Annotated in this window: 10 protein-coding genes; 8 read left to right on the forward strand and 2 right to left on the reverse strand. The window is 71.5% G+C overall.

What is annotated here, in order from left to right; genetic code table 11:
* The first annotated feature begins 274 nt into the window (after positions 1-274).
* The 8 genes from ACFYO5_RS18375 to ACFYO5_RS18410 all read left to right on the forward strand — a co-directional run bounded on the left by ACFYO5_RS18375 (position 275) and on the right by ACFYO5_RS18410 (position 11,334).
* A complete protein-coding gene (locus ACFYO5_RS18375) occupies positions 275-1,504 on the forward strand; it encodes an amidohydrolase (RefSeq protein WP_356560467.1) in 1,230 nt (409 codons plus the stop codon).
* Positions 1,505-1,790: 286 nt separating this feature from the next.
* Positions 1,791-2,852: a BMP family protein gene (locus tag ACFYO5_RS18380; protein ID WP_388710411.1), complete on the forward strand. Its 1,062-nt coding sequence runs from the start codon at positions 1,791-1,793 to the stop codon at positions 2,850-2,852.
* A gap of 1,348 nt (positions 2,853-4,200) precedes the next feature.
* Positions 4,201-5,247 (forward strand): BMP family ABC transporter substrate-binding protein, encoded by a 1,047-nt coding sequence (locus ACFYO5_RS18385; protein WP_356560180.1) that lies wholly within the window; start codon positions 4,201-4,203, stop codon positions 5,245-5,247.
* A gap of 264 nt (positions 5,248-5,511) precedes the next feature.
* Positions 5,512-7,164 (forward strand): ABC transporter ATP-binding protein, encoded by a 1,653-nt coding sequence (locus ACFYO5_RS18390; protein WP_388710413.1) that lies wholly within the window; start codon positions 5,512-5,514, stop codon positions 7,162-7,164.
* Complete coding sequence (locus tag ACFYO5_RS18395) at positions 7,161-8,282, forward strand: ABC transporter permease (RefSeq protein WP_388709735.1); 1,122 nt, start codon at positions 7,161-7,163, stop codon at positions 8,280-8,282. The genes ACFYO5_RS18390 and ACFYO5_RS18395 overlap by 4 nt, the downstream gene beginning before the upstream one ends.
* Positions 8,282-9,544 (forward strand): ABC transporter permease, encoded by a 1,263-nt coding sequence (locus ACFYO5_RS18400; protein WP_388709737.1) that lies wholly within the window; start codon positions 8,282-8,284, stop codon positions 9,542-9,544. The genes ACFYO5_RS18395 and ACFYO5_RS18400 overlap by 1 nt, the downstream gene beginning before the upstream one ends.
* Positions 9,541-9,945, forward strand: a complete 405-nt coding sequence (locus ACFYO5_RS18405; RefSeq protein ID WP_356560177.1) for a cytidine deaminase — start codon at positions 9,541-9,543, stop codon at positions 9,943-9,945. Before ACFYO5_RS18400 ends, ACFYO5_RS18405 begins: the two co-directional genes overlap by 4 nt.
* 111 nt (positions 9,946-10,056) lie before the next feature.
* Positions 10,057-11,334 carry a thymidine phosphorylase gene (locus ACFYO5_RS18410; RefSeq protein WP_388709739.1) on the forward strand — a complete coding sequence of 426 codons (1,278 nt, stop codon included), beginning with the start codon at positions 10,057-10,059 and terminating at the stop codon, positions 11,332-11,334.
* Between the two features lie 136 nt (positions 11,335-11,470).
* Here ACFYO5_RS18410 and ACFYO5_RS18415 read toward each other — a convergent pair whose 3' ends face one another.
* A complete protein-coding gene (locus tag ACFYO5_RS18415) occupies positions 11,471-12,643 on the reverse strand; it encodes a GDSL-type esterase/lipase family protein (RefSeq protein WP_388709741.1) in 1,173 nt (390 codons plus the stop codon).
* 4 nt (positions 12,644-12,647) lie between these two features.
* Entirely contained in the window at positions 12,648-13,283 is a 636-nt protein-coding gene (locus tag ACFYO5_RS18420) for a TetR/AcrR family transcriptional regulator (protein WP_388709743.1), read from the reverse strand.
* Positions 13,284-13,289 lie beyond the last annotated feature (6 nt).

Raw genomic sequence — 13,289 nt, forward strand, 5'->3', positions numbered from 1 at the left:
GGGTGGCGTCCCCGGGGCCCGGCCCACCGGGTGGTCCGCTCCGTGGACAGCCGGGCGTGCATCGGGCAGGCCGTGGTAACCGTGGAGGAGGAAGATAGAGGGATGGGCCGGAAAGCCATGATCCACTCGACTCGAAACCGGCCGAGTTTACCCAGCCCGAACGCCAGCCATGCGCCGCGCGGCCAACTTTTCTTCCCCTGACAGGTTGAAGTTTTGTTGATCGTGGGTCAGCCGACCACCCCGGCGTCCTACCCTTCAAAGGGTGAAGCAACTGATGTCCCGAGAGTCCGAGGCCGATCCTTCAGGGGAAGCCGTGCTCCCCGGCGCTTTGCCGGAGGCACTGCGCGCCGAGCTGGTCGCCTTCCGCCGCGACATGCACATGCACCCCGAGCTGGGCAACCAGGAGTTCCGTACGACGGCGGCGATCAAGGAGCGCCTGGAGAAGGCGGGCCTCAAGCCCCGTGTACTCAGCGCCGGCACCGGGCTCATCTGTGACATCGGCGACTGGGCCGACGGCACGCCGGTCCTCGCGATGCGCGCCGACATCGACGCGCTGCCCATCCCGGACACCAAGGCCGACTGCGCCTACCGCTCCACCGTGCCGGACCGGGCCCACGCCTGCGGCCACGACGTGCACACCGCCGTCGTCCTGGGAGCCGGCCTCGTCCTCGCCGGCCTGCACCGTGAGGGCCGGCTTCCGCGCCCGGTGCGACTGATCTTCCAGCCCGCCGAGGAGGTGCTGCCCGGCGGCGCCGCCGACGCCATCGAGGACGGCGCCCTGGAGGGCGTCGGCCGGATCATCGCCGTCCACTGCGACCCGCGCGTGGACGCCGGTCTCATCGGTCTGCGCGCGGGGGCCATCACCTCCGCCTGCGACCGCCTGGAGATCTCCCTGGACGGGCCCGGCGGCCACACCGCCCGCCCGCACCTGACCACCGACCTCGTCACCGCCGCCGCCCGCGTCGTCGTCGACGTGCCCGCGCTGGTCGATCGCCGCGTCGACACCCGGGCCGGCCTCGCCGTCACCTGGGGCCGGATCGACTGCGGCCACGCCCCGAACGTCATCCCGCAGCACGCCGAGCTGTCCGGCACCGTGCGCTGCCTGGACATCGACGCCTGGCGGCAGGCGCCGGACCTCGTCGTCGCCGCGATCGACGAGGTCGCCAACCTGCACCGCGCCAAGTCGGAGATCAACTACGTCCGCGGCGTCCCCCCGGTCGTCAACGACGGCGAGGTCACCGACCTGCTCCGGGACGCCATGGTCGCCCGGCGCGGCGAGGAGGCGGTGGAGAGCACCCAGCAGAGTCTCGGCGGGGAGGACTTCTCCTGGTACCTGGAGCGCGTGCCCGGAGCCATGGCCCGCCTCGGCGTCCGCACGCCGGGCGAGCGCACGGTCCGCGACCTGCACCAGGGCGACTTCGACGCCGACGAGCACGCCATCACCGTAGGGGTGGAGTTGTTCACCGCGGCCGCACTGCTGGACGCGGCGACCCGGACGGCGTGAGCGCGGGACGCCGGTGACGGCTCGGACGAAGGGGCGCCCGAAAGGCGCCCCTTCGTCCGGTTGTGTCACCGGGGCGTAACCCCTGGGACCCGGTGGCGACCCGGGGGCGGCACGAATCGATAACGGCCACGAGGAACCCCGTTCCCCTCCCCTTCTACGCGCGTTACTGTGCGCCGAAATCGCCCGTCGGAACGGCCTGTTGGGGAGCCGCGCCGAAGGCGTCACATTTGGGGATTGCGGGCCGGTGACGGCGCCGTGGGGATGAAGGGTGCTTGCTGTGCGTCTCATATCTCGAAGGACCAGGTTCATCCGGGCGGCGGCGGCCGTCGCGGTCGTCTCGCTCGCGGCCGCCGGCTGCGGCGAGTCGAGCACCGGCTCCAAGACCACGGACGAGGAGTCCGGCACGTACTCCGGCAAGGGCATCGGCCTGGCGTACGACATCGGCGGCAAGGGCGACCAGTCCTTCAACGACGCCGCGTACGCCGGCTTCCAGAAGGCCGAGAAGGAGTTCGGTATCGGCGGCCGGGACGTCGAGCCGCAGGACGGCGAGTCGGACGCGGACAAGGTCCAGCGCCTGACCCAGCTCGCCCAGTCGGGCTACAACCCGGTGATCGGCGTCGGCTACATCTACGCGCCGGCCGTCAAGCAGGTCGCCCAGAAGTTCCCGAAGGTCACGTTCGGCATCATCGACGACGAGACGGTGGTGGCGAAGAACGTCGCCGACCTGGTCTTCCACGAGGAGCAGGCCTCCTACCTGGCCGGCGTCGCCGCCGCGAAGGCCTCCAAGAAGGCGCACATCGGCTTCATCGGCGGCGTGGACATCCCCCTCATCCACAAGTTCGAGGCCGGCTACGTCCAGGGCGCCAAGTCGGTCAACCCGGCCATCAAGATCGAGTCGCAGTACCTGACCGAGACGCCCCAGGAGGGCGGCTTCTCCAGCCCCGACAAGGGCAAGGCGGGGGCGAGCGGCCAGATCGAGGCCGGCGCGGACGTCATCTACCACGCGGCGGGTCTCTCCGGCCAGGGCGTGATCTCCGAGGCCGCCGGCAAGAAGGTGTGGGCCATCGGCGTCGACTCGGACCAGTACTCCCAGACCTCGCTGTCCGCGTACAAGGACTACATCCTCGGCTCGGCCCTGAAGAACGTCGGCGGCGCGGTCTACGACCTGGCCAAGTCCGTCCACGAGGGCAAGCCCCTTTCCGGCGTGGTCCGCGGCAGCCTCTCCAACGACGGCGTCGGCTTCGCCGACACCAACCCGAAGTACAAGGCCATGACGGACGTCGTCGACGCCGTGAACAAGGCCAAGCAGGACATCATCGACGGCAAGGTCACCGTCAACACGAAGTAACCCACCCACAGCCCCGTCCCCGCCACACGCGCCCCGGCCGACCGGGCGGTTCGGCCGGTCGCTCCGGTCGGTTGTCCGACCGGCCGGCCCGGCCCCGAACCGCACCCGCGACCTCCTCGTCGAGGAAGACCCGGCCGCGTCCGAACCTGACGGTTCGCCCCAGTCGGCGACGAGCCCCGCAACCTTCCGAGGTGCGGGGCTCGTCCCTTTCCCCGTACCCGCGCGTCCTTGGCCGACCGGGCGCGCCTTGCACGGGGCGGTCCGGCGGACTGTCCTGACGCCCCCGGACCGGGGCACCCTCGGCGAGCGGCCCGGGGACCTCTCGCCGAGGGTGCCCCGACAGCCGACAGCCGACAGCCGACAGCCGACAGCCGACAGCCGACAGCCGACAGCCGACAGCCGACAGCCGACAGCCGACAGCCGACGGGCCCCCCGGCGTTCCAGGCGGCGGTCCGGCGGGCTGTCCGGCGCTGACAAAGACCCCTCGGCGGGCCCACCCGGTCTGGGCCGCGCGATGTGGGTCGACCGACCTGGCGTCGACCGGATGGTTCGGCTGGCCGACCTGGCCCGGACGCCCTCGGCGGTCCGCCCCGCCGTCGACCGGGCGCCCCCGGCGGGGCGTTCCGGCCCGGACGCCCCGACCGGCCGGCCCACCGACCGCCCCGACCGGCCGGCCCACCGACCGCCTCGACCGGCCGGCCCATCGGCCCATCGGCCCATCGGCCCACCGGCCGGCCCACCGGCCGGCCCATGACCCGCCCTGGCCCCGCCCCCCGGCCGTCGGCGCGTCTCCTGACCGCGGACCCGCCCGCCGAGCCCGGCACCGGCCCTGCCCGCCCGCTCCTCACCCTGGGGTGCGCGAGCAGGGCCGTCGGCGTGCCTCGGCCCCGCCCCCGGCGCCCCGACCTGGCGCCCCTGCCGTCCCGAACGGGGAAGCCGCGCCCCGGACGCCCTCGCGGCTGAACGCCCTCCTCCCCGGATCCCCCGAGAGGGCTGAGGACCGGCCCCTGGGGCTACCGCCTCCCGCGGAGTTCCCGGCGCGGGGTCCGGGGCGGAGCCCCGGGTCGGGTCGGGAAAGGGCGGCGGGGGCGGGACACCGGTCACCGCCGGCCCCTCCCGTCCACCAGATCGTTTCCGCTCCCCGCCTACGCCCATTAAGGGCGTCCTCGCAGACCAGCGGCCCTGGCCTCCCGCAAGCGGCGGTCGAAGGTCCGTACGCTGGAGCGCAAACTGTGGCCACAGCTCGATAACGGACCGGACAGAAGGGTTTTTCCGTCCGGTCTACGCGCGTTACGCTGCGGCGGAACCAGCGCCTGGTATGGGCGCTTGCACAAAGGAGTCACGTTCCATGCGCCGGGTGTCCCGTATCGCGGTTGCTGGTGTTGCTACCGCAGCCTTCGCTGTCACCGTTTCCGCTTGCGGAAGCTCGTCCACGTCGTCCTCCTCCAGTGACGACAAGAACCTCGGCCTCGCCCTCGCGTACGACGTCGGCGGCAAGGGCGACCAGTCCTTCAACGACGCCGCCACCGCGGGCATGGAGAAGGCCGACAAGGAGTTCGGCTACAAGTCGACCGCTGTCGAGCCGCAGGACGGCGAGTCCGACGCCGACAAGGTGCAGCGCCTGGAGAACCTCGCCAAGCAGGGTTACAACCCGGTGATCGGCGTCGGCTTCGCCTACGCGCCGGCCGTCAAGGAGGCCGCGGCCAAGTACCCGAAGACCACCTTCGGCATCGTGGACGACGAGCAGACCAAGGCCGACAACGTCGCGGACCTGGTCTTCTCCGAGGAGCAGGCCTCCTACCTGGCGGGCGTCGCCGCCGCCAAGGCGACCAAGTCCAACGTGGTCGGCTTCGTCGGCGGTGTGGACGTCCCCCTGATCCACAAGTTCGAGGCCGGCTACAAGCAGGGCGTCCAGGACACCAAGAAGGGCGTCACGGTCCGGTCGCAGTACCTGACCGAGACCGCGGCCGAGGGCGGCTTCTCCAGCCCCGACAAGGGCGAGAGCGCCGCCGAGGGCCAGATCGACGCCGGTGCCGACGTGGTCTACGCCGCCGCCGGCCTCTCCGGCCAGGGCGTCATCAAGGCCGCCAACGCCAACAAGGTGTGGGCGATCGGCGTCGACTCGGACCAGTACAAGCAGGACGCGCTGAAGGCGTACAAGGCCTCGATCCTCACCTCGGCCATGAAGAACGTCGAGGGCGCGGTCTACACGCTGGCCAAGTCGGTCGAGGACGGTAAGCCCGCCACCGGTGTGGTCCGTGGCGACCTCGCCAACGGCGGCGTGAGCCTGGCGAACTCCAACCCGACCTTCGCGGCCGACAAGGCGATCCAGGACGCCGTCAAGAAGGCCGAGGAAGGCATCAAGAACGGCACCATCAAGGTGAAGACCTCCTGATCGACCGCGACGACGTGTCGTAGGCCTGTCGAGACCTGGTGAGAACTGTCGAAGGCATGGCCAAGGAAGCGCTGTAATGACAGCGTTACGGCCGCGGAACGGGGTGCGGGGACGATGACTCCCCGCGCCCCGTTCGCGCGGCAGAATGCTCGGAACGGATCGAGACTCGATCGAGCGGTCGATCAAGATCGATCAGATCCGGGCACTATTTAAAGCAGGGGCGCTACGCGCGTAGAGTGACCCCTTTCCCGAGGAGAGTGCGCCATCGACGCGTCCAGCAGCCCTCCGCTCACCGCCCCGTCGACAGTCGCGGTAGAGCTCGCGGGCATCACCAAGCGATTCCCCGGTGTCGTCGCCAACCACGACATCCACCTGAGCGTCCGCAAGGGCACCGTGCACGCCCTCGTCGGCGAGAACGGCGCCGGCAAGTCGACCCTGATGAAGATCCTCTACGGCATGCAGAAGCCGGACGAGGGCACCATCGCGGTCGACGGCGAGCAGGTGGGCTTCTCCAGCCCCGCCGACGCCATCGCGCGCGGGATCGGCATGGTCCACCAGCACTTCATGCTCGCGGACAACCTGACCGTCCTGGAGAACGTGGTCCTGGGCAGCGAGAAGCTGCACGGCATCGGTGCCGGCGCCCGCCGCAGGATCGGGGAGATCTCCGACCGCTACGGCCTCGGCGTACGCCCCGACGCCCTGGTCGAGGACCTCGGCGTCGCCGACCGCCAGCGCGTGGAGATCCTCAAGGTCCTCTACCGCGGCGCCCGCACCCTCATCCTCGACGAGCCCACCGCCGTCCTGGTGCCGCAGGAGGTCGACGCGCTCTTCGCCAACCTGCGCGAGCTGAAGTCCGAGGGCCTCTCGGTCATCTTCATCTCCCACAAGCTCGGCGAGGTGCTGTCCGTCGCCGACGACATCACCGTCATCCGGCGCGGGACGACGGTCGGGACCGCGGTCCCGTCCGAGACCACCCCCCGCCAGCTCGCCGAGATGATGGTCGGCAGCGAACTGCCCACCCCGGAGACCGCCGAGTCCACGGTCACCGACAGGCCCGTCATCCGGGTCGAGAACCTCACCGTCTACGCCAGCGGCGGCGCCTCCCTCGGCGTCGAGTCCGAGCCCGTGGGCCCCGGCTCCATGGTGGAGGCGGCCGGCGAGGTGAAGAAGGTCCTCGACGACGTCACCTTCACCATCCACGCCGGTGAGGTCATGGGCATCGCCGGCGTCGAGGGCAACGGCCAGACGGAACTCATCGACGCCCTGATCGGCACCAAGAACGCCGACTCCGGCGCCATCGCCTTCCTCGGCGAGGACATCACCGCGTGGCCGACCCGCAGGCGCCGCGAGTCCGGAGTGGGCTACATCCCCGAGGACCGCCACCGCCAGGGCCTGCTCCTGGAGGCCCCCCTCTGGGAGAACCGCATCCTCGGCCATGTCACCGAGGCCCCCAACGCCAAGGGCTTCTGGCTCAACCCCAAGGGCGCGCAGGCCGACACCCGCAGGATCGTCGAGGAGTACGACGTCCGCACCCCCGGCATCGACGTCACCGCCGCCTCCCTCTCCGGCGGCAACCAGCAGAAGCTGATCGTCGGCCGCGAGATGAGCCACCACCCCAAGTTCCTGATCGCCGCCCACCCCACCCGCGGTGTGGACGTCGGCGCACAGGCCCAGATCTGGGACCGCATCCGCGAGGCCCGCCGCGAGGGCCTGGCCGTGCTGCTGATCTCCGCCGACCTGGACGAGCTGATCGGCCTGTCGGACACCCTCCGGGTGATCTACGACGGCAGGCTCGTCGCCGACGCCGATCCGGCGACCGTCACCCCCGAGGAACTCGGTTCGGCCATGACCGGCGCCGCGTCCGGGCACCTCGAGCACGTCGAAGAAGAAGCCGCCCCGGAGGACGAGGCCCGATGAAGAAGTTCGACAAGGAGCGCCTGCTCCTCGCGGTGGCCGGCCCGGTCATCGCGCTGGTCTCGGCGATCCTGCTGACGTCGATCGTGCTGATCGCCTCCGGCAAGAACCCGTTCGAGCCCTACCGGCTGATGCTGGAGCAGGCCGGGTTCTCCGACGTCCAGGTCCTGATCGTCAACCAGGCCTCGCTGTACTACATCGCCGCGCTCGCGGTCGCCCTCGGCTTCCGCATGAACCTGTTCAACATCGGCGTCGACGGCCAGTACCGCCTGGGCGCCATGATGACCGCGGTGGTCGGCGCGCACGTGGCGCTGCCGTCCTTCCTCCAGGTGCCGCTGCTGCTGCTGGTCGGCGCGTTCACCGGCGCCATGTGGGCGGGCATCGCGGGCGTCCTCAAGGTCACCCGGGGCGTCAGCGAGGTCGTCGCGACGATCATGCTGAACGCGATCGCGACCAGCCTCATCGGCTACCTCACCCTCCGCGAGAACTTCGGCGTCCTGGTCGGCGACAACGTCACCACCGGCGTCATGAAGGACTCCGGCTGGGTGCCCGGCATCGACCTCGGCCAGGACGTCGGCGAGATCTACGGCCTGGTCTTCCTCGCCGTCGCGCTCGGCATCGGCTACTGGACCGTCCTCAACCGCACCCGCTTCGGCTTCGACCTGCGCGCCACCGGCGAGTCGGAGACCGCCGCCGCGGCCTCCGGTGTCAACGCCAAGCGCATGGTCCTCACCGCGATGCTGATCTCCGGCGCCGTCGCCGGCATCTCCGGCCTGCCGCTGCTGCTCGGCGACGCCCACACCTACAGCCTCAGCTTCCCGGCCGGCCTCGGCTTCACCGCCATCGGCATCGCCCTGCTCGGCCGCAACAACCCCGGCGGCATCGCGCTGGCGGCCCTCCTGTGGGCCTTCCTCGACAAGACGTCCCCCGCCCTCGACTACGCCTCCCCGGTGGCGTACGAGAAGGAGATCGCCACGATCATGCAGGGCCTGATCGTCTTCGCGGTCGTCATCTCCTACGAGGCCGTACGCCAGTGGGGTCTGCGCCGCCAGCAGAAGCTGGTCGGCGCCGAGCTGGCCGCGGCCGCCAACAACAACGCCAAGAAGGAGGTGGCGGCCTGATGTCCACCGCGACCATCGCCAAGCCGCAGGCGAAGCAGCCCGGCAAGGGCGGCCGCCGCATGTCTCTCCCGGTACTCCTGCTGATCATCGCGGGCGTGCTGGTCCTCACCTCGGTCGTCCGCCTGATCTCCGGCGCCGACGGCATCACCTCGACCGGCCAGATGTCCACCGCGCTGCGCCTGGCCGTGCCGATCGGTCTCGCCGGCCTCGGCGGTCTGTGGGCCGAGCGGGCGGGCGTCGTCAACATCGGCCTCGAGGGCATGATGATCCTCGGCACCTGGTTCGGCGCCTGGGCCGGCTACCAGTGGGGTCCGTGGACCGGTGTCGCCTTCGGCATCATCGGCGGCGCGCTCGGCGCCGTCCTGCACGCCGTCGCCACCGTGACGTTCAACGTCAACCACATCGTCTCCGGTGTGGCACTGAACATCCTGGCCCTGGGCACCACCCGGTACCTGTCGAAGTTCACCTTCGAGGGCGTCCCGCAGGGCTCCTCCAAGCAGTCCCCGCCGATCGAGTCGCTGGGCACCTTCGACATCCCAGGTCTGTCCGGCTGGCTGGAGACCCTGAACGACAAGCACTGGTTCCTGGTCTCCGACATCGCGGGCCTGGTCGGCGGTCTGGTCACCAACCTGTCCCCGCTGACCGTCGTCGCGGTCGCCCTCGTCCCCGCCACGTGGTGGGTGCTCTGGCGGACCGCCTTCGGCCTGCGCCTGCGCTCCTGCGGCGAGAACCCGGTGGCCGCGGAGTCCCTCGGCGTCAACGTCTACAAGTACAAGTACATCGCCGTGATCATCTCGGGCGGTTTCGCCGGCCTCGGCGGCGCCTTCCTGTCGATCGTCGCCTCGAACGTGTACCTCGACGGCCAGACCGCGGGCCGCGGCTACATCGGCCTCGCGGCGATGATCTTCGGCAACTGGATGCCGGGCGGCCTCGCCCTCGGCGCGGGCCTGTTCGGCTACACCGACAGCCTCAACCTGCGCGGCGGCACCACCAACGTGCACGCCCTCATCCTGCTCCTCGCGATCCTGCTGGTGTTCGGAGCGGCCTACCTGGCCTGGCGGAAGAAGTACGTCCCCGCCGTCGTCACCCTGGTGATCTCGGCCGCGATGTTCCTCTGGTACACCAGCGTGGACGAGGTCCCGCGCCAGGTCGTCTCCGCGGCCCCGTACCTCGTGACCCTGCTGGTGCTGTCGCTCTCCGCGCAACGCCTGCGCATGCCGAAGGCCGACGGGCTGCCCTACCGCAAGGGGCAGGGCAAGTGACCCCGGCCGCCGCCACCGTCGACTGGGACGCCCTGCGCGACCTGGCCCGCGAGGCCATGCGCCACGCGTACGCCCCGTACTCGGGCTACCCGGTCGGCGTGGCGGCCCTGGTCGACGACGGTCGTACCGTCTCCGGCTGCAACGTGGAGAACGCCTCCTACGGCATCGGCCTGTGCGCCGAGTGCGGTCTCGTCTCGGAGCTCCAGCGCACCGGCGGCGGTCGGCTCACGCACTTCACCTGCGTGGACGGCCGGGGCGAGATCCTCGTCCCGTGCGGCCGCTGCCGCCAGCTGCTGTACGAGTTCGGCGGCCCGGAGCTGCTGCTGGAGACGCCGGCCGGGATCCTGCCGCTGGCGGAGATGCTCCCGCAGGCCTTCGGCCCGGACCACCTCACCAAGTGACTCCCGTGCGGCCCCTCCGACCCGCGTGAACCGGGCGGAGGGGCCGCACATCTTCGCGCACCGTCTTCCGCACCTCGGAAGTTTCTGGACCTCGGAAGGAAAGCCATGGCCATGGACGCCATCTCCGTCATCCGCACCAAGCGGGACCGCGGTGAACTCAGTGACGAACAGATCGACTGGGTCATCGACGCGTACACCCGTGGTGAGGTCGCCGACGAGCAGATGTCCTCGCTCGCCATGGCGATCCTGCTCAACGGCATGAACCGCCGCGAGATCGCCCGCTGGACGGCCGCGATGATCGCCTCCGGCGAGCGGATGGACTTCTCGTCCCTGTCCCGCCCGACCGCCGACAAGCACTCCACGGGCGGTGTCGGCGACAAGATCACCCTCCCGCTGGCCCCCCTGGTGGCCGCCTGCGGCGCGGCGGTCCCGCAGCTCTCGGGCCGCGGCCTCGGCCACACCGGCGGCACCCTGGACAAGCTGGAGTCGATCCCCGGCTGGCGCGCCCTCCTCTCCAACGAGGAGATGCTGCACGTCCTCGACACCACCGGCGCCGTGATCTGTGCGGCGGGCGACGGCCTGGCCCCCGCCGACAAGAAGCTCTACGCCCTGCGCGACGTCACCGGCACGGTCGAGGCGATCCCCCTGATCGCGTCCTCGATCATGTCGAAGAAGATCGCCGAGGGCACGGGCTCGCTGGTCCTGGACGTGAAGGTCGGCACCGGCGCCTTCATGAAGACCATCGAGGACGCGCGCGAACTGGCCTCCACGATGGTGGGCCTCGGCACCGACCACGGCGTCCGGACGGTCGCCCTCCTCACCGACATGTCCACCCCTCTCGGTCTCACCGCGGGCAACGCCCTGGAGGTCCGCGAGTCGGTCGAGGTGCTCGCGGGCGGCGGCCCGGCCGACGTCGTCGAACTCACCCTCGCCCTGGCCCGCGAGATGCTGGACGCGGCCGGTGTGAAGGACGCCGACCCGGCGAAGGCCCTCGCCGACGGCTCCGCGATGGACGCCTGGCGCCGCATGATCACCGCGCAGGGCGGCGACCCCGACGCCCCCCTCCCCACCGCGCGCGAACAGCACGTCGTCAAGGCCCCGGCCACCGGCGTCCTCACCCGCCTGGACGCCTACGGCATCGGAGTCGCCGCCTGGCGCCTGGGCGCGGGCCGCGCCCGCAAGGAGGACCCGGTCCAGGCGGGCGCCGGCATCGAACTCCACGCCAAGCCCGGCTCCACGGTCACCGAGGGCCAGCCCCTTCTCACCCTGCACACCGACACCCCCGAGCGCTTCTCCTACGCCCTGGAATCGGTGGCGGGCTCCTACGACATCGCGGCCCCGGGCACGGAGTACGAGGCGGCGCCGGTGGTGCGGGAGCGCATCGCGTAGCCGTCCGTCCCGGGTCCCCCGTGGGGGAGTGCGGGCATGTGGCCGTTCAGGCCGAGGCGGGAGTCGGGGGCGGCAGCCCCATGGACGGGAAGGGATGGGGCGGCGGGGCCGGGAGAAGACCGGGCCGCCCCGTCCCTCAGCCCAGCCCGCCGTCCTCGCCGAAGGCGACCGCCGCGAACCGCTCCCCCATCAGCCGATGGGTCGCCGCGTCCGGATGCAGCTGATCGGGCAGCGGCAGCCTGTCCCCATCAGCCTCGCCGTACAGTTTCCGCCCGTCGAGGTAGTGCAGGTGCGGGTCGTCGGCGGCCCGCTGAGCGACGATCCGCGCCAGCTCCTCGCGGATCACCCGCAGGGTCAGCTTCCCGCCGGCCACCTCGGCCGCGTCCCCCATCGGCACGAACCGCAACACCCCCTCCTCCAGGCCCCGCAGATCCGGCGCGCTGGGTCCGGGGGTGTCCTCGTGCATGGGGCACAGGATGGGTGACACGACGAGCAGCGGCGTGGCGGGGTGGCCCTCCCGCACGGTGTCGAGGAACCCGTGCACCGCGGGTCCGAAGGCCCGCAGCCGCATCAGATCCATATTGACGAGGTTGATCCCGATCTTGACGCTGATCAGGTCGGCCGGGGTGTCCCGCAGCACCCGCGCGACGAACGGATCGAGCAGGGCGCTGCCGCCCAGCCCCAGATTGACCAGCTCCACCCCGCCGATCCCGGCGGCGACCGCGGGCCAGATCCCGGTCGGGCCGGCCGTGTCCGACCCATGGCTGATGGAGCTGCCGTGGTGCACCCAGACCCGACGCCCCGGAGCGCCCGCGGGCTCCACGGGCGCGTCGGTGCGCAGCGCGACCAGCTCGGTGGTCTCGTTGTGCGGCAACCAGATCTCGACGTCCTTCACACCCTCGGGGAGACCGGTGAACCGGAGGGTGCCGGGCCGGCCGGGCCGTCGCTCGGAGGTTCCCGCCGTCATGTCGATGGTCAGGACGTGCCCTGCCGCGACGGTGCCCTGCCCGGCGAGGCGTCCGTCGACGACCAGGTCGTAGAGCCCGTCCGGCCGGGTGGGGGCGCCCACGTACTGCCGCTTGGTGGGGAGGGTGTCCAGTTCGACGGCGGTGGCACGGGTACGGAAGGCCAGCCGGACGCCGGACGGCTGGGACTCGGCCATGGCCAGCTGTGCGTCGGCGCACTGGGCGCGGGCCCAGGCGGGCAGTCGGTGCGGCAGCAGACCGTGCTCGGTGCGCTCGGTCTCCAGGGCCCCGCGCAGGAGGTCGGCGGTGAGGGGGGTGGTGGTCCAGTGGATCTCGGCAGACATCGCTTCACCCTGCGTTTCGACGGTTCGTGACGGCGGTCGTGCCCTGGGCCGTGCCCGCTCCGACGGCCGCTTCCGCCAGGGGCCAGCTCCGCAGGAGCGCGTCGAGGGCGTCCAGGACGCGGGACCAGGACTCCTGGGAGGTGGGGGCGCTGTGGCTGAAGCCGCCGGCCTGTTCGAGGCTGACGTATCCGTGGAAGACGCTGCCGAGCAGGCGTACGGCGTGGGTCTGGTCCGGTTCGGCGAGGTCGTAGCCCCGCAGGATGGCCCGGGTCATCTGGGAGTGCCGTGCCCCCGCGCTGGCCGCGGCCGCTTCCGGGGTGAGCCGGAACTGGGCCGCGGCGTAGCGGCCGGGGTGCTCGTGGGCGTAGTCGCGGTAGACGTCGGCGAGGGCGGTGAGGGCGTCCTTGCCGGAGCGGCCGGCCAGCGCGGCGGAGCCCCGGTCGGCCAGCTCCTCCAGGGCGAGCAGCGCGATCCGCGTCTTCAGGTCGTGCGAGTTCCTCACGTGCGAGTACAGGCTCGCGACCTTGACGTCGAACCGGCGGGCCAGCGCCGAGACGGTCACCTGGTCGAAGCCGACCTCGTCGGCCATGTCCGCGCCCGCCCGGGTCAGCCGCTCGGGGGTCAGGCCTGCGCGCACCATGACAGT

The organism is Streptomyces sp. NPDC006259, from assembly GCF_042870975.1.
GTDB lineage: Bacteria > Actinomycetota > Actinomycetes > Streptomycetales > Streptomycetaceae > Streptomyces.

Coding starts and splice junctions, on each gene's coding strand:
- ACFYO5_RS18375 (WP_356560467.1), top strand. CDS start 275: ATGTCCCGAGAGTCCGAGGCCGATCCTTCAGGGGAAGCCGTGCTCCCC.
- ACFYO5_RS18385 (WP_356560180.1), top strand. CDS start 4,201: ATGCGCCGGGTGTCCCGTATCGCGGTTGCTGGTGTTGCTACCGCAGCC.
- ACFYO5_RS18395 (WP_388709735.1), top strand. CDS start 7,161: ATGAAGAAGTTCGACAAGGAGCGCCTGCTCCTCGCGGTGGCCGGCCCG.
- ACFYO5_RS18400 (WP_388709737.1), top strand. CDS start 8,282: ATGTCCACCGCGACCATCGCCAAGCCGCAGGCGAAGCAGCCCGGCAAG.
- ACFYO5_RS18410 (WP_388709739.1), top strand. CDS start 10,057: ATGGACGCCATCTCCGTCATCCGCACCAAGCGGGACCGCGGTGAACTC.
- ACFYO5_RS18415 (WP_388709741.1), bottom strand. CDS start 12,643: ATGTCTGCCGAGATCCACTGGACCACCACCCCCCTCACCGCCGACCTC.
- ACFYO5_RS18420 (WP_388709743.1), bottom strand. CDS start 13,283: ATGGTGCGCGCAGGCCTGACCCCCGAGCGGCTGACCCGGGCGGGCGCG.